Consider the following 16,542-nt stretch of genomic DNA (forward strand, 5'->3'; position numbering starts at 1 on the left):
AAAGGAGAGTCACCTCTCCTTATTTAGTCACAGCATTGCCAAATTTATTCTGGATAAATGGCTATTCAACATGGCTATTCAAGCAAAGATTTTGTCACTTTTTCGTATAAATCTTTCGATAGATCCGGTAGTTCTTTAAGCTCTTTCAAACACTGCTTCATTAATTCCTGTCGTGAGGCATCAAATTTAGCAAATTGGATCAGCGGAGTAATCATTCTCGAAGCGACTTGAGGATTGCTTTTATTCAGCTTAATTAGAATTTTAGTCAAATAGCGATACCCTTCTCCATCAGCTCGATGAAATTGATAAGTATTTGCACCGGCAAATGCACCAATTAATGAGCGTACCCGGTTAGGGTTAGAGAAACTAAAACTACTGTGTTTAGTCAACAGCTTAATGTTATCAATCACATTGTCATGATTGATCAATGCTTGTAACGTTAGCCATTTGTCCATTACCAATGGAGTCGAATGCCATTTCGATTCAAAATCACTTAACAGTTGTGGCAAAATGCTTAATTGAGCCGTTGCTGCGGCTTTAAGCGCTCCCAAACAATCTGTCATATTTTGCGCTGAGTAATATTGTTTTTCGACTAAACTTTCGTGCATATCTGACACTTGGCACAATAAACACAAGGCGATATTTTTAAATGCACGGGCGCCAGCATTATCAAGAGGATTCAACTGACGGTATTGTGCTAATAACTCATCTTCACAAGCCGTTGCTAACTCTTCTACAACAAATTCTCTCGCTTTTGCTAGCGCATCTAAATCAACGTGATCAACCTGCTCAATAAGTGCTGATGCAGAAGGAATAGACAGAATTTCAGCCACAAGTGCCTGATCCACTTTATCGTCTAAAATAATGCCTCTAAACGCTTCAATAACACGGCTGTCTACTGTCATCACCTGTTGATATTGTAGATGAGATATATTGGTCCAAATCGTTTGGCTCACTAATTGAACTGACGCTTCCCAACGAGCCACTTCACTAGAAGCATGTCGCATTAAATGCACCAATTGATCAATTGAAAAATCATAAACTAATTTAACCGGTGCAGAGAAGTCTTGTAATAAAGAAGGTGTGGGTGCACTGTTAAGGCCATCAAACACAAATGTCTGGCTAGCCTTAGTGACATCTAATACTTTATTAACAATTGACGTACCGGTATTGTCAATAAGCTCAACACTAAACGGAATGTGTAAAGTTTGACCTTTTAAGCCTTTAGATACAACTTGCTGGCTAATGGTTAAATGATATTCGCCGCTATTTTTATCAAATTTATCTGTTACTGTCACGACAGGTGTACCAGCCTGACTGTACCATCGACGGAATAAGGTTAAATCTTTACCGCTGGCGTCTTGCATCGCATTAACAAAATCATCACAGGTTACTGCTTGGCCATCGTGGCGTTCAAAATAACACTTCATCCCGGCCTGAAACCCTGCTTCACCCAAAATGGTGTGCATCATACGAATAACTTCTGCCCCTTTATCGTAAACAGTAACCGTATAGAAGTTGTTCATTTCTATGACACTTTCAGGGCGAATTGGATGCGACATAGGCCCAGCATCTTCAGCAAATTGCTGGTTTTTCATTACACGAATAGCTTGAATGCGGTTAACCGCTCGAGAGCCCACATCAGAGCTAAACTCTTGATCGCGAAAAACAGTTAAACCCTCTTTTAGACTCAATTGAAACCAATCACGGCAAGTAACTCGGTTGCCGGTCCAATTATGAAAATATTCATGACCTACAACTGATTCAATACCGTGGTAATCATCATCGGTCGCACTGGCTTTGTCAGCTAAAACATACTTAGTATTAAAGACATTTAAGCCTTTATTTTCCATCGCACCCATATTGAAAAAGTCGACTGCAACAATCATATAAATATCTAAGTCGTATTCTAGGCCAAAGCGGGTTTCATCCCACTTCATTGATTTTTTCAATGAGGCCATAGCATGATCGGCTTTATGTAGGTTGCCTTTATCAACAAATACTTGCAGTTTAACTTCACGGCCAGATTGGGTTGTAAAACTGTCATTTAACACATCAAAATCACCCGCAACAAGGGCAAATAAATAACAAGGTTTCGGGAATGGGTCATGCCATTTAACGAAATGTCGACCAGAGCGAGGCATTTCGCCTTTATCGATTAAATTACCGTTACTTAATAAAAATGGAAATGCGGCTTTATCGGCTTCGATGCGCACGGTATAAATGGCAAGTACATCTGGGCGATCTAAAAAATAGGTAATGCGACGAAAGCCTTCTGCTTCGCACTGTGTGCAATACGCACCATCTGACATATACAAACCTTCAAGGCTCGAATTAGCTTCTGGATCCAATAAGGTGATTACTTCTAGCTCAAATTCAGATAATTCGGTATGAATAAATAATTGGTTATCATGTTGACGATAGTTTGCCGACACGCCGTTTAACTTTACCGAGCTTAATGAAACTTGCTCACCGTCTAACACCAAATCATGCTGATGCTCACCATTGCGAACCACCTTACTGGTGGCTGTCACTTTGGTGTTTTTACCATCTAAAATAACATTGAGATCAACATGAGTAATAGTGAATGCAGGCTTGGCATAATCTTTTAAGTGTTTTTCTTGTGCTTGGCTCATACTGGATCCTTTTAAACAAACGCATTGATATTCTATGTTTTTCACAAGTGTGCAGATTGCCTACAAAATTGTGCTACTTAATAAAAAAATAATTAAGAAAAAACGCGCATTAAGCGCGTTTTTATCGTGTACGAAAATACTTATTTAGCTGTTGTTTTAGCCAGCTTTTCAGCATCAGCCATATCTAAAGTGATGTAGGCTGTTTCATCTAAAAATGCATCAGGCAATTTGCTATCATCTGTTGTTTCAATGTCATCTAAAGACTTAACGGCCTCTAAACCTTGTTGTATACGACGAGCATTGGCTCTGTCTAATGCACGTTGATCATCAGACTCACGAGAAGCAATTCGTTCACTTTCAACCAACGAAATGGTTTTGTCATTATGATGCTTTTTAAATTCATTAATATCTTCGTAGATATAACTAAACTCAGTATCATTAACAATACGGGCTTTGTGCTTGGTATCGAGGTTACTGATTAAGCTTGGGGTTATATTACCCAAGGTATTATATTGCGCGACAGGGACTTTATCCCAAGGCAGTGCGTTTTTCTCTTCAGACTCACCATATTCTCCCGGCTCTAGCGCACTTGGGAAACGAACATCAGGAGTCACACCTTTTAACTGAGTGCTGCCGCCATTAATACGATAAAATTTAGCAATAGTATATTGAACATGCCCAATGGGCTTTTCATACATATCGTAAATGCGACCTAGGCTCTTGTGCTGTTGTACAGTGCCTTTACCAAAGGTTGACTCACCAACAATTAACGCACGGTCATAATCTTGCAAAGCCGCTGCAAAAATCTCAGATGCCGAGGCACTGTAACGATCTACCATCACGGTTAATGGGCCAGTGTAGGCACTTTTACCATCGTTATCTCGATTTTCATTAACGGTACCATTTGCATCACGAATTTGAACAACTGGCCCCATATCGATAAATAGACCCGTTAATAATGTTGCTTCGGTTAATGCACCACCACCATTACCGCGAAGATCAATAATGATCCCCTCGACATTGTCTTTTTCAAGTTTAGCGATTTCTTTGGCAACATCCTGGGATAAGTTCATATAAAACCCAGGAATTTGAATAACACCCACTTTACGGTTGGCGTATTGGCCTTCTGTTGGTTCTATCACTTTTGACGTTGCGGCGCGATCTTCTAAACGAATTTTGTCACGGGTAATGGTGACTTCAAACGTCTTAGCGTTGACCCCGCCTTTTTTAGGTAATATCTGTAATACGACTTCACTGCCTTTCGGGCCTTTAATTAAGTCAACTACATCGTCTAGGCGCCAGCCAATAACATCAACGATATCACTGCCTTTTTGACCAACGCCGACAATTTTATCTTCAGGGGATAGTTTTTCACTATTCGCTGCAGGGCCGCCAGCAACCAGACTTTTGATCACAGTGTAGTCGTCGTCCATTTGTAACACAGCACCAATGCCCTCAAGGCTTAGGTTCATTTCCATTTGGAAACGTTCTGCATTACGAGGCGATAAATAACTGGTATGAGGCTCAACACTGCGGGCAAAGGCATTCATAACGCTTTGAAATACATCTTCGCTTTGGGTCTGACTTAAACGCTTTATGGCATTGTTGTAGCGTTTTTCTAACACTTCAACTATTTCTGGCCAATTTTTTCCTGTTAGCTTTAAGTTTAACGCATCGTATTTAACACGTTGACGCCATAACTCATTGACCTCTGTTTCGTCTTTTGGCCACGCGGCTTCTTCTCGGTCAAATTCGTAAGCATCACCGGGTTTGGTGAAGTCAAATTCTTTATCTAGAAGAGAAAGCGCGTAAGCAAAACGTTCATAACGACGTTGCTGTACAAGATCATACATGGTAAATGCAGGGCTAATATCACCAGAGGTTACCATGTTATCGAATTCGCTTTTGTACTTGTCAAAACTGGCAATGTCTTGTGCTGTAAGTACATTACGTCGGTAATCAAGTTGTTCTAAATAACGAGAGTAGATTTGCTCAGAAAAGGCATCATCAAGGGTAAAACGATGGTAGTGCGAGCGAGTAAATAACGTTGTTACTCGCTTGCTAGCCACTTTATGTTGCGGCTCTTGTGCTAGTTTGGGTAACTCGCTGATTTGAATCGTTGGTGATATTGCCCACGCCGAAAAGCCGACAAATAAGCTGGCAATCGACACGGCCAAGGTAAGTTTTCGCATCAACAAGTACTCCTTAAATTTCTATAATAGTATGTGCTCTACACGTACTTTGATGGTCAAGCCAGTGTCTAACTGAACATGCACATCTTCTTTGTTAATATCAGTGACAACACCAGGAACCGGTGTCGCGCCTAACTTAACATTCACTCGTTGCTTTTGTTTTAATTCTTCAAGCTTTGCAGGCTCAAGTTTAACAACAGGCGCAGCGACAGGTGCTGGACGTTCTTTTTTCACTGGTGCACGTTTAGGTGCTGCTTTTTTTGCTGGCTTTTTAGGAGCATTTTTAGGTGCTTGAGCCTGACGCTTCGCTTTAGCCTTTTCTTGGCTTTCTTTTAACGTCGCTTGAGCATGATCGATGTGCTCTTGCTCTAACTCACCACAGTCATTGCCATCAAGATCGATACGCTTTGCACCGGCTTTTACGCCTTTAAGATAGCGCCAGCTACTTGTATAACGACGAAGCGCAACACGCAATTGTGTTTTACTGACTTTAGAATCATCAGCTAACCGTTCAGCCAAATCTTGAAACAAACCGATTTTTAATGGTTTAGTTTCACCTTCAGCAATAAAGCATAAAGGAAAGGTTTCATATAAATACGCTAAAATTGCGTTGGTGTCGGTCAACTTGTCTGTTGATTCCATTTTTACTTCCACGTTAATAAAGGGACTGTTAGCGGCATTAAAGTGCCATGCAGTCGTTCATCTTTCGCCAAACTTTATTCAATAAAGTCCAACGTACAAATTATCATTATCCGCCTGTTTGCTAAAGTCATTGAAACAAACCTTAACAATTTAACCGGACTCCCTATCAGCTTAAATCATCGCTCACAGTGAAATCCAGTATAAATGCGTGCAGTTGCGTATTATAAAGCCCGCAGCGGCGAATGCGACTATGATTTAGCCTTATTTGTTCGCAATTTAACCAAATAAGCAAGATTCAAAACTTTTTACCATCATTTCGAGTCCAATTTGATCTTCTTCATCAAATCGATTCAGCAAAGGACTATCGATATCTAACACTGCCACCACATCTTTGCCTTGACGAACCGGAATAACGATTTCAGAATTGCTCGCAGAATCACAAGCAATATGACCATCGAATTGGTGCACATCTGCAACACGCTGGGTAGCATTTAATGCCGCCGCAGTTCCGCAAACGCCCTTGCCCATATCGATACGTGTACAGGCAACTTTACCTTGAAATGGGCCTAACACTAATTTGTCACCTCTTTTAATGTAAAAGCCTGCCCAATTAAGGTCAGCAAGATTATCATTAAGCAGTGCAGAAAAGTTAGCCATAGCCGCAATTAAATCATCTTCGCCTTCAAGTAACGCTTGCGCTTGACGATTTAATGTTTGGTAAAATTCAGGTTTCATTCTTGATCCTTTGCTCAGGCGTTAGATGCTCGTTGTCGGCATTTACGTCGTTATTGTACTGATGTATTTTTGGCAGACGTTTTTTTAGGTTTTGCTGCTGCAGGGGTTTTAACCTGTACTGTGCCTTTTAGCAAGTTAGAAAGCTCATCTTTATTGCTTGCAAGATAAAATGCGAGTTGTTCGCACTTATTTTCATCAAGACCTAAATCTGCTTGAGTCAAAAATGGGAGCAAGTTGTCGGCAATATCAAGCATCTTATCGTAGGCATCGGCCTCCTTTTTCGATGTGAATGTCATCTTTTCCACCCCTTCTCTGACCACGACAAATTGGGTAATCACTGCCATGATATTATCCTCACTGTTTTTATATACAGTGCATAGAATCTCACATATATAACTTATGATGCAAGTATTCTGATTATTCTGATATTATCTGCATGTGCTGTTAAAATATTTCCCAACAGTATTTGCAGTAAACTAAGTAAAAGAGTGCAATTAATGCTACTTTTACCCTAATATTTTCGATGTCTACGACTATGGAATAACCATTTTGATGCATGAATTTGATGATCATGATTCCATCATCTTATGCCGATCATGTGATCTAGCGGTAAGAAAACGCGCACTGCCATCGAGTGCCCGGGCAATATGCCCACGTTGTGATACTGCGTTGTACGATTCACCCTACTGTTCAATTAATGGCATGCTGGCTTTATGTCTAGCGGCGTTGATTATTTTTATACCCGCTAACTTGCTTCCCGTTCTTGAAATTCATTTTTTAGGCAGTATACGCACAACAACCGTTGTTGAAGCGGCTGTTGCCGTGTGGGCACAAGGATATTGGGTGGTAGGGTTAGCCGTTTTGGTAGCGGCAGTCATTGCTCCTGCTGTGCTAATTTTGTCAATTTTAGCCCAGGTAATGATTGTTAAGTTAAAACTCAACCGGACTTTTTGGCAACGTGTTTACACCACTTTGCTCAAAAATCAGGGGTTAATTGCGCAAATGACCATGTTGGAGATTTATGTGATTAGCTTTTTGGTGTCAGCTTTTCAATTATCAGATTTTTCAGATGTGTACTTTGGCATGGGGACATTCAGCTTTACGATGCTTTTTGTCATCATTTTATTTTTACAACGTGAATATAACCTAGAACATATGTGGAGTTACGTCGATGAGCACTGAACATTCAGCCGCAGCTGATTTGCCAGTTGACGTGGTAACATCATCTCATTCAAGTGCTCAAGCACACTTACAAGGTAATCAGCTTGGTTTGTGTTTATGTCCTGTGTGTAAAAAGCTTAATCGCACGACAAACAGCCATTGCCGCCGCTGTTATAGCTCGTTGTCGACACGTAATTATGCAAGCGTACAACAAAGTTGGGCATTGCTTGTTACTGCAACCATTTTGCTAGTCTTGGCGAATGTCTACCCTATTACGTTATTAACAAATCGTGGAGTCGTAACTAACGACACAATATTCAGTGGCATTAGCCATTTAGTACAAACCGGCATGATCCCTATTGCCATCATTGTATTTACGGCGAGTATTTTAGTCCCTTGGCTTAAAATAGTTGGATTGGCAACATATTTGGCTGCAATAAGTTTTGACCTGCCCATTTCTAAGAGAAAATTAATGGTTGGTTTTCATATTATTGAGTGGATTGGCCGTTGGTCGATGCTTGATCTATTTGTTATTTCATTAACTGTTGCCCTCGTCAATATGGGGCAATTACTTGATGCTAAACCTGCACCTGCAGCAACGGCTTTTGCATTAGTGATTTTATTAACGCAACTAGCCGCTAAAGTGCTCGATACTCGTTTACTCTGGGACCGCTTGGAAAAAACACATGACACAAATTGAATCACCTAAAGTTGTGAAGAAAAAACTATTCTCGCCGATTTGGTTATTACCCGTGGTCGCGTTAATTTTAGGCGCATGGCTCGGAGTCAAAAGCATTAAAGAGTCTGGGATAGAAATCGTTATTCATTTCCCAAGTGCTGCCGGGATAGATATAGGTAAAACCTTAGTTAAATATCAAGGGTTAACTGTAGGTAAAGTATCTGATATCGGTATTGATGATGATTTAAAGGGCGTGAACGTCAAAGTGGTGATGGATTATCGTGCCGACCCTTTTTTGAATAAAAACACCTTGTTTTGGTTAGTCAAACCAAAAGCCAGTATCACAGGCGTTGAAGGTCTAGACACTTTATTTTCAGGTAATTATATTGCCATTCAACCAGGTGATGGCCGCTCAGCAACCGAGTTTGAAGCGCAGCGAGAAGCGCCTGCAATACTGCCAGGAAGTGAAGGGATTATGGTAGAACTCAAATCCCCCAAACTTGGCTCTATTGATGTTGGCTCGCCTGTATTTTTTAGGCAAGTTCCGGTTGGTAGTGTGGTGAGTTATCGTTTAGATGGTAATAAACAAATTATCATCAGTGCGTTTGTTCAAGAACAATATACTCACCTTGTTCATAAAGATTCTCGGTTTTGGAATGTTTCTGGGTTAAAAATCGATGCCTCTTTTTCTGGCATAAAAGTAAATACTGAAAGCATTGCCTCAATTTTGGCAGGAGGAATAAGCTTCGATAATGGCTCTGAAACAGAAAAAGCCCAAAATGGTGATACCTATACCTTATTCCAGGATGAGCAAACTGCCATTGGAGGAATAACCTTTACCTTATCAACTGACAGTGCTGAAGATATTAGTGAAGGGACGTCGATAGTTTATCGAGGGATAACTGTAGGTAACATCGACAAAAAACAACTCAATGAACAAACCGTATTGCTAAGCGCAAGAGTTGAGCATCAATATAAAAACTTAATCACACCGGACAGTCGTTTTTGGTTAAGTGGTGCTGAGCTGTCACTAAAAACCATCAAAAATGTCGGCCGATTAATTACAGGCAGTGTGATAAATGTGTTACCCGGCACTCAAGCACCTGCCGAGCAAATGCAATTTGAACTTGCAAAACAAGCACCCGATTTGCTTAACGATGCAAAGTTAATACTTAACCTTGTCGCTGATAGTCATTCAGGGATATCAAATGGCGCCCAGGTGCGTTACAAACAATTACCCATAGGGCAAGTCTTGAGTGTCAACTTGAGTGATGACTTTGCTCATGTTGAATACCAAATTGAAATTTTGCCCGAATTTAAAAACCTCGTCACAGAAGGCAGTTTTTTTGTACCAGAAAGTGCGCTCTCAATCGATGCATCTCTTGATGGCGTACAGGTGGCAACTCGCGATCTGACCACCATGCTTGAAGGCGCAATCAGCCTTGTGCCAGCTAAAAACAAAACTTTAGTCCAATCTAATAGTACTTTACTTCTTCATGAGTCCATTGCTGTTGCCAAGTCATTATCAGCTCAACAACAAATGATGACGTTACAACTAAACAGCATAGATGGCGCAGATTTAGTTGAAGGTTCGCCGATTTATTATAAAAAAATGCAAATTGGCGCTGTATCTAAGGTCAATTGGCAGGCTGATACCGACAGATTTTTAATCGCTATTAATATTGATAAAAAGTTTAAACCGTTAATTAAGCCTAACACCCTATTTTGGCGTAACAGCGCTGTTAAAATTAAGGCTGATCTTTCAGGCGTTGATATTGACGTATCACCACTTAAAGGCGCCATTAATGGTGGCATAACCTTGGGCCATCTTGACGGTAAAACTAACAGTGAGGCTCAAGCAGATTTGATGCTATACGACAGTGAAGAGTTAGCCCTAATGCAGGCAAAAGTCATTGAACTCACATTACCTGTCAGTGCTAAAGTTGCTGCGAAAACAGCAATCCGTTATCAAGGCCATCAAATTGGTGAAATTTCACAGGTTAAATTAGAGCCAACGCTGACTTCACTTAAGGCAAAAGCTTACCTCTATGGCGCCTATGCGGAACATTTCAGCCGTGCAGACAGTGAGTATTTTATTGTCGATGCTCAAATATCCCTTGCTGGGATCAGTGCACCAGAAACCTTATTAACAGGCCCTTACATTGGCGTAATTCCCGGTAAAAATAACAATACCTCTAAACAGTTTGTGGCTCAACTTCATGCACGTTTAGACGCCAATATTGCCGCTAACGCACTGAGATTTCAGTTGACCAGCAAACAGCTAGGCTCGCTAAAGGTAGGCACTCCGCTGTTTTTCCGTGGCATCAATATAGGCCAGATTGATGGTTATCGTTTAGCAGATTCAGGCGTCGACATCACCTTATTTGCCCATGTGGAACCTGAATATGCGCACCTTGTTAATACAAGCAGCCAATTTTGGAACGCTTCTGGAATTAAGATTGATGTTGGATTGTTCTCTGGGGCCAAAGTGGAAACACAATCCCTTGAAACTATCTTAGCGGGCGGGATCGCAATCGCAACAAGAGATGTGACCAATGAAGCAAACACATTATCTGAAAACGATCGCATAATACTTCACGATAAAATGGCTGAAGAATGGGCACAATGGCAACCAGAACAAACTAAATAATCTGAGTTCAGGTTAATACTAATTTTATAAACTAATTTCATACCAAAAGACCGATACTGTATCGGTCTTTTTATTTCGCTTAGTTAACCTCAACTCTGGATAATAAATGCATTTCAAACAGCCCCTAGCCATAAAACCAGTAACAGACGGCGATAGCGGCGCTAATGCCTGCTGCATCAGCCGCTAATCCACAACCAAGTGCATGACGCCCATTACGAATACCAACTGATCCAAAATACACCGCAAGCACATAAAAAGTGGTTTCTGTACTGCCTTGCAAAATAGCTGCCAGTCTACCGGCAAAAGAGTCAACGCCATGATGATTCATCGTTTCTAGCATCATCGCCCTCGCCCCCGAGCCACTAAAGGGTTTCATCAATGCGGTAGGCATTGCATCTATAAAGCGTGTATCCCAACCAAAACTGCTGACAAGAGAGGCTAACACCTGCAATGCATACTCTAAAGCACCAGATGCTCGGAGCACACCAATCGCTAATAACATCGCGATAAGATAAGGGATCAATGTAATAGCCTGATTAAACCCCTGCTTAGCCCCTTCAACAAACTCATCGTAAACAGCAACTTTTCGGTAACCTGCGGCAAAAATAAAGCTAAACACTAACATCAGCAAAATACCATTGCCCATTATCATTGACATCTCGCCAATAGCATCAGCTGACAGTGTCATTAAATAAGCAACGCCAGCCATTAATGAGCCTATGATCAGTCCGGCATAAGCAATAATCACACTATTAAACAGCGAAATACGCTGCACAGTTGCGACCACTAATAACCCCACAATGGTAGAAGCGCAAGTTGCGAGTAAAATCGGTAAAAAAACATCGGCAGGATTAGCTGCGTCTTGTTGAGCTCGGTATAAAAATACCGTAACAGGTACTAAGGTCACCGACGAAGTGTTAAGCACTAAAAATAAAATTTGCGCATTCGTTGCCACTGTTTTAATCGGATTTAAACCTTGCAAATCATGCATGGCTTTTATGCCTAATGGCGTTGCTGCGTTATCTAGGCCTAATATGTTTGCAGTTAAGTTCATACTAATACTGCCATAGGCTACATGCCCACGGGGAACCTCTGGCATCAACCTAGACAATAATGGCTCAAATGCTCGCGCAAATAAGTTAACCACGCCGGCTTTTTCACCCACCTGCATTAACCCCATCCACAGTGCTAACACACCAATTAACCCCAATGAAATATCCGCGGCAAGTTTGGCGCTGGCAAACATGGCAGTGACAGAGTCGCTCAATATCTCAGTATTACCGTCAATGAGTTGAACAGTAACGGAAATTGCAGCAACAATAAAAAACAATAGCCAAACGCGATTTAACACACACAACTCCATTTACAATTTAAATCCATTGGATATGAATCCAATCTACCTGAAAATGTTCAATTTCAGCAAGGAATTACATCTAATTATGCCATTTGGGTAATGATTTACCCATTGAGGATTGACTAAATTCCAAAGCACCAACAACATTGGTTATTTGCAAGCTATCATTGACGTTCGGTAACAACAATTCCGTGTTATGATCATCCTAATTCAGCAAAAACACGATTGTGCTTATTATGATCCAATTAAATCCAAACTTTATCCGTCACATAGAAAGCGAACTGCCACCACATCTTTCGTTAACTGACTTTATCGACTACTGTAATAAACCGCTTCGAAAGTCAATTAGAGTCAATACCTTAAAAATTTCTACTACAAAGTTTGTTGAAATTATGACCCAGGCTGGATGGACATTGTCAGCTATCCCCTGGTGTGATGATGGTTTTTGGATCGAGGGAAATGATGATATTCAGCTTGGTAATGCAATAGAACACATTCAAGGACTATTCTATATTCAAGAAGCCAGTTCCATGTTGCCGCCGACAGCCCTGTTTGCGCATAATAATCAACCAGAAGTCGTATTAGATGTCGCCTCAGCACCTGGGTCAAAAACCACCCAAATAGCCGCATTGATGAATAATAATGGCTTACTAGTCGCTAATGAATATTCAGCCAGTCGCGTTAAGGTATTGCACGCCAATATATCTCGTATGGGCGCAAGCCATACAGCTATCACCCATTTTGATGGCCGCGTATTTGGCGAGTATTTATTTGAATCATTTGATGCCATTTTATTAGACGCCCCATGTGGCGGCGAAGGGACAGTTCGTAAAGATCCATTAGCGTTAAAAAATTGGGATATTGCGGATGTCACTGCCATTGCTGAAACCCAAAAAGACTTGATCGAATCAGCCTTTTTAGCATTAAAGCCAGGTGGCAGCTTAGTGTATTCAACGTGTACACTCAGCCAAATAGAAAACCAACAAATCTGTCATCATTTACAACACACTTACCCTGATGCGGTAGAGTTTGTGTCACTAAATCATTTATTTACTGGTGCAGATAAAGCCTGTACAGAAGAAGGCTTTTTGCATGTATGGCCACAACTATTTGACAGCGAAGGATTTTTTGTTGCCAAAATTCGTAAAACAACGTCAGTAGAGCGCAATACTAAAGTCCCTAAACTGCAAAAAAACTTCCCGTTTTCTATCGCTGGGCAAAAACAACAGACCGAGCTAAGATCTTATTTTAAAGATACATTTTCTATCGAACTACCACAAGATGACATCATAATGATACGAGATGATGAGTATTGGTTGTTCCCGTCCCTATTTATGGATTTTATTGGCAAAATGCGTTTTCAGCGTATTGGACTAAAACTGGCTGACGCCATGAAAAAGGGCTTTAAGGCCAAACATGAGGCCATTATCGCTTTAACATCGACAACACACACTCACAGAACAATAGAATTGGTTGCAAGCCAAGCACAAGACTTTTTAATGGGACGTGACATCGACACCCAATCTTTTGATGATATATCACAACAAGCATTAGCAATAATGCCTCAAGGTGAGATGTTGGTCAGCTATCATGGTGCAGTGTTAGGGGTTGTAAAACACTTGGGTCATAGGTTAAAAAATAATTTACCGCGTGATCTGGTACGAGACAAGGTTAACTTAAGTCTATAATAAACATTATGTTAATTCACATGTGCTGGATGAAAAAACCATGGAATATATTTTTTTGATTTTTTCATGCAAACAAAATATGCCTGACTATAATTAAGATTATCAACATTTTTGAGCGGCTTTAACCCAAACAGCTGTTTGCTCCAAGCAGTTAATATGTGAAGCTCTAAAATTTTGGCTCTTGCAACGCACCAAGAGCCACACCTGTAGCGCAAGGCTCTTAAATGAGCCCTTTCCCTAGGCCCAAAACAATTGGATAGTTTTGGGTCTTTTTTTATCCTTATTTATTCAAATGCCACAAATAGATTTAACACTTAGCTAGGGTCTGTTGATCTTTGCTGGTTGAATTTTGTTCGAGTTAAAAACGTTTTAATCGAGGCGAATGGATTGATGCCTAGTCATCTAAGCAAAATCCATTCAACAAAGAGTAAAACGTTTTTAGCCGAACCTTTCAGGCAGCGTTTGTTGGCCATTTTTACTGCGTTATCGACTTTTTATGTAGAATAACTACACCTCAAAGTCTCTGCCTTGCAGAAATGACCAACAATTCGCTGCAAAAATAACCTTGAAAGATCTACAGACCCGAGGTTATCTGGCTATTAATTTAGCGGCATCTTTGAATAAGTTAAAAAAATTGTCCGTTGTGTACTGAGCTAAATCATCAAACGTCTCACCACGTAGCTCTGCCACAAACTGGGCAACATCGCGTACATAAGCCGGTTGGTTCTCCTGGCCACGATGTGGTACTGGAGCCAAATAAGGCGAGTCAGTTTCGACTAACAATCTATCTTTAGGCACTTTGCGGATAACACTGCGAAGTTCACCGGCGTTTTTAAATGTCACAATACCGGACACTGATATATAAAAACCCAAATCGATTGCCGCTTTTGCCATTTCCCAGTTTTCTGTAAAGCAATGCAGTACGCCACCGACCTTGTCAGCATGACCGGATTTAAGCATATTTATCGTATCTTCGCGGGCATCACGAGTATGAACGATCAGTGGTTTGTTCACGTCAACTGCTAACGCAATTTGTTGCTCAAAACAGGATTGTTGCAATGCTTTAGTGTCATTAGAATAAAAATAATCTAATCCAGTTTCGCCAATAGCCACAACACGCGGATCAGAAGCAAATCGCTTTATATCGTCAATATTTAAGCCCTCTTGTACATCTAATGGATGCACACCTGAAGACAAAAATACATTTTCAAAAGAGGCGACTTTATCACGCATGGCTTCAAAGCCTTGCTGACGAACGTTTACGCACAGTAAATAATCAACGCCTTGAGCTTTGGCGTTATCCATTATTGTTTGTAAACTGGCGAGATCGGGTGCCGCTTTTAAGCGGTCAAGATGGCAATGGGAATCGATTAGCATAGGTACTTTTTCACAACTACATTAGCAACTAAATAGATGCGCAAGAATACCTAGCTACATGGTGCAGGTCAAATCGCTTGATGACAGTTCACTGGATAATAATTTTTCTATATGGTGTTTATGGCTTTCAACATCAGACTTAATTTTTACACCAATACCAGCAGGACGACCACCCGATGCACCTAGAGGATTAATCCATACAACAGTACCTTTAAATTCATTGGCTTGTGTTGCATTAGGCAAACGATATGAAATGGTCAGTTCTTGGCCTAAAAAATGGCTTTCAGTTGTGGCAATAAACAAACCTGCCGGTTTAATAAACGGCATATATGCGCGATATAACTTGTGCAATGTATCGTAGTTAACAACCAGATCAACCATATATAGATGTATTCTTTGTGTAAGATAGTTAATTAAATATAGCTTATCAATGAGTTATTTTTTTGAAAGCTAAAACATATTGTTGACACAATGCTTGAGTATTCACACTTGGCATTGTTTCTAATTTTTGACGCATCTGCATAATGCGCCCTGCAAGATCCAATATTTTTGCCTGTACTAATGGGTTTAACCCAGTTAAATCCGTTTGTGCTGTGTGTAATTGCTGCTTACTATTACTTTTTAACACATATTGACGTAAGTACAAATATAAAACATTAAGTGCATCAACAATTTGTTGTTCCGACAAGTTCAATAAGCTATTACATAAATGACCAGATTGTAAACTTTGAGCCCAATCTTGGCGATAAGTTAATAATTGTTGATAATTTTGGTTTCGCAAACTGTTGGCCAAAGACAAAGGGCCGCCAACAACGCTTATACACCATGTTACATCATGCACTTTACCTTGTGCATTAGGCTGAGGTAACAAACGTTGTTCAGCTAACCATTGCTGAATATCGACTTTGCTTGGTGGTGTAAATGCCAGAGTTTGGCAGCGGCTGGTAATGGTTGGCAATAATTGAGATGAACGATTAGTTTGTAATATTAACATTACACCGTCACCTGGCTCTTCTAACGTTTTGAGCAACGCATTGGCAGCAGCAATATTGAGCCTTTCAGCATCAACAATAATAGCAACTCTAGCTCCACCTTGCTGTGCGGTTTGAGTAAGCTGTTGACATAGCTGACGAATTTGATCAACTTTTATTTGATTACCATCGGGTTCAACAATGTGTAAATCAGGATGTGTTTGTGAATGTAATAATAAACAGCTTTTACATTGACCACACGCACCTTGAGGCGATAACTGTTGGCATAACACCGTTTGTGCACAGGCATTTGCAAGCACCACACCACCAAGCGCGCGGTCAACATTTAATAAATGAGCGTGACTACTTTTACCACGAAAAAATACATCAACAAAACCTTGATGAGCATTTGATAACCAGGGGAGCTGCGCTAATTTGTAATCGCTCATTTATGCAT

Annotated in this window: 13 protein-coding genes; 4 read left to right on the forward strand and 9 right to left on the reverse strand. The window is 40.6% G+C overall.

The annotated features are described in order from the left end of the window. Positions 1-74: 74 nt before the first annotated feature. From pepN to K8B83_RS13895, 5 genes are all read right to left on the reverse strand, one after another. Positions 75-2,636, reverse strand: a complete 2,562-nt coding sequence (pepN, locus tag K8B83_RS13875) for an aminopeptidase N (RefSeq protein ID WP_188736981.1) — start codon at positions 2,634-2,636, stop codon at positions 75-77. Between the two features lie 140 nt (positions 2,637-2,776). After that, a complete protein-coding gene (gene prc, locus K8B83_RS13880) occupies positions 2,777-4,828 on the reverse strand; it encodes a carboxy terminal-processing peptidase (protein ID WP_188736983.1) in 2,052 nt (683 codons plus the stop codon). Positions 4,829-4,849: 21 nt separating this feature from the next. Continuing rightward, positions 4,850-5,470 carry an RNA chaperone ProQ gene (proQ, locus tag K8B83_RS13885; RefSeq protein WP_223417443.1) on the reverse strand — a complete coding sequence of 207 codons (621 nt, stop codon included), beginning with the start codon at positions 5,468-5,470 and terminating at the stop codon, positions 4,850-4,852. 276 nt (positions 5,471-5,746) lie between these two features. Further along, the gene (locus K8B83_RS13890) at positions 5,747-6,205 is read right to left on the reverse strand and encodes a GAF domain-containing protein (RefSeq protein WP_188736987.1); all 459 of its coding nucleotides are present in this window, start codon (positions 6,203-6,205) and stop codon (positions 5,747-5,749) included. Positions 6,206-6,255: 50 nt separating this feature from the next. Continuing rightward, a complete protein-coding gene (locus K8B83_RS13895) occupies positions 6,256-6,549 on the reverse strand; it encodes a YebG family protein (protein WP_188736989.1) in 294 nt (97 codons plus the stop codon). Between the two features lie 208 nt (positions 6,550-6,757). Here K8B83_RS13895 and K8B83_RS13900 point away from each other — a divergent pair, with 208 nt between their 5' ends. The 3 genes from K8B83_RS13900 to K8B83_RS13910 are packed head-to-tail and all read left to right on the forward strand — an operon-like array spanning position 6,758 to position 10,695. Continuing rightward, the gene (locus tag K8B83_RS13900) at positions 6,758-7,387 is read left to right on the forward strand and encodes a paraquat-inducible protein A (protein WP_188737087.1); all 630 of its coding nucleotides are present in this window, start codon (positions 6,758-6,760) and stop codon (positions 7,385-7,387) included. After that, the gene (locus K8B83_RS13905) at positions 7,377-8,066 is read left to right on the forward strand and encodes a paraquat-inducible protein A (protein ID WP_188736991.1); all 690 of its coding nucleotides are present in this window, start codon (positions 7,377-7,379) and stop codon (positions 8,064-8,066) included. The genes K8B83_RS13900 and K8B83_RS13905 overlap by 11 nt, the downstream gene beginning before the upstream one ends. Then, positions 8,053-10,695, forward strand: coding sequence for an MlaD family protein (locus K8B83_RS13910; RefSeq protein ID WP_188736993.1), 2,643 nt, complete (start codon positions 8,053-8,055; stop codon positions 10,693-10,695). The genes K8B83_RS13905 and K8B83_RS13910 overlap by 14 nt, the downstream gene beginning before the upstream one ends. Positions 10,696-10,819: 124 nt before the next feature. Here K8B83_RS13910 and K8B83_RS13915 read toward each other — a convergent pair whose 3' ends face one another. Beyond that, positions 10,820-12,046, reverse strand: coding sequence for a nucleoside recognition domain-containing protein (locus K8B83_RS13915; RefSeq protein ID WP_188736995.1), 1,227 nt, complete (start codon positions 12,044-12,046; stop codon positions 10,820-10,822). 239 nt (positions 12,047-12,285) lie between these two features. Here K8B83_RS13915 and rsmF point away from each other — a divergent pair, with 239 nt between their 5' ends. Next, positions 12,286-13,737, forward strand: a complete 1,452-nt coding sequence (gene rsmF / locus K8B83_RS13920; RefSeq protein ID WP_188736998.1) for a 16S rRNA (cytosine(1407)-C(5))-methyltransferase RsmF — start codon at positions 12,286-12,288, stop codon at positions 13,735-13,737. A gap of 588 nt (positions 13,738-14,325) precedes the next feature. Here the strand turns inward: rsmF and K8B83_RS13925 are convergent. Genes K8B83_RS13925 through holB form a run of 3 tightly spaced genes read right to left on the reverse strand, consistent with a single transcriptional unit; the run spans position 14,326 to position 16,534 of the window. Next, positions 14,326-15,114, reverse strand: a complete 789-nt coding sequence (locus K8B83_RS13925) for a TatD family hydrolase (RefSeq protein ID WP_188737000.1) — start codon at positions 15,112-15,114, stop codon at positions 14,326-14,328. Between the two features lie 54 nt (positions 15,115-15,168). Further along, positions 15,169-15,495, reverse strand: a complete 327-nt coding sequence (locus K8B83_RS13930; RefSeq protein WP_188737002.1) for a PilZ domain-containing protein — start codon at positions 15,493-15,495, stop codon at positions 15,169-15,171. A 46-nt stretch (positions 15,496-15,541) separates the two neighbouring features. After that, positions 15,542-16,534, reverse strand: a complete 993-nt coding sequence (gene holB, locus K8B83_RS13935) for a DNA polymerase III subunit delta' (protein ID WP_188737004.1) — start codon at positions 16,532-16,534, stop codon at positions 15,542-15,544. Positions 16,535-16,542: the final 8 nt, after the last annotated feature.

Source organism: Shewanella inventionis, assembly GCF_019931735.1.
Taxonomy (GTDB): Bacteria; Pseudomonadota; Gammaproteobacteria; order Enterobacterales; family Shewanellaceae; genus Shewanella; species Shewanella inventionis.

What these genes read in the sequence shown, in the direction of transcription:
- pepN (WP_188736981.1), bottom strand. Translation starts at nt 2,636, where the DNA reads ATGAGCCAAGCACAAGAAAAACACTTAAAAGATTATGCCAAGCCTGCA.
- K8B83_RS13905 (WP_188736991.1), top strand. Translation starts at nt 7,377, where the DNA reads ATGAGCACTGAACATTCAGCCGCAGCTGATTTGCCAGTTGACGTGGTA.
- K8B83_RS13925 (WP_188737000.1), bottom strand. Translation starts at nt 15,114, where the DNA reads ATGCTAATCGATTCCCATTGCCATCTTGACCGCTTAAAAGCGGCACCC.
- K8B83_RS13900 (WP_188737087.1), top strand. Translation starts at nt 6,758, where the DNA reads ATGCATGAATTTGATGATCATGATTCCATCATCTTATGCCGATCATGT.
- rsmF (WP_188736998.1), top strand. Translation starts at nt 12,286, where the DNA reads ATGATCCAATTAAATCCAAACTTTATCCGTCACATAGAAAGCGAACTG.
- holB (WP_188737004.1), bottom strand. Translation starts at nt 16,534, where the DNA reads ATGAGCGATTACAAATTAGCGCAGCTCCCCTGGTTATCAAATGCTCAT.
- K8B83_RS13895 (WP_188736989.1), bottom strand. Translation starts at nt 6,549, where the DNA reads ATGGCAGTGATTACCCAATTTGTCGTGGTCAGAGAAGGGGTGGAAAAG.
- K8B83_RS13930 (WP_188737002.1), bottom strand. Translation starts at nt 15,495, where the DNA reads ATGGTTGATCTGGTTGTTAACTACGATACATTGCACAAGTTATATCGC.
- K8B83_RS13910 (WP_188736993.1), top strand. Translation starts at nt 8,053, where the DNA reads ATGACACAAATTGAATCACCTAAAGTTGTGAAGAAAAAACTATTCTCG.
- proQ (WP_223417443.1), bottom strand. Translation starts at nt 5,470, where the DNA reads ATGGAATCAACAGACAAGTTGACCGACACCAACGCAATTTTAGCGTAT.
- K8B83_RS13890 (WP_188736987.1), bottom strand. Translation starts at nt 6,205, where the DNA reads ATGAAACCTGAATTTTACCAAACATTAAATCGTCAAGCGCAAGCGTTA.
- prc (WP_188736983.1), bottom strand. Translation starts at nt 4,828, where the DNA reads ATGCGAAAACTTACCTTGGCCGTGTCGATTGCCAGCTTATTTGTCGGC.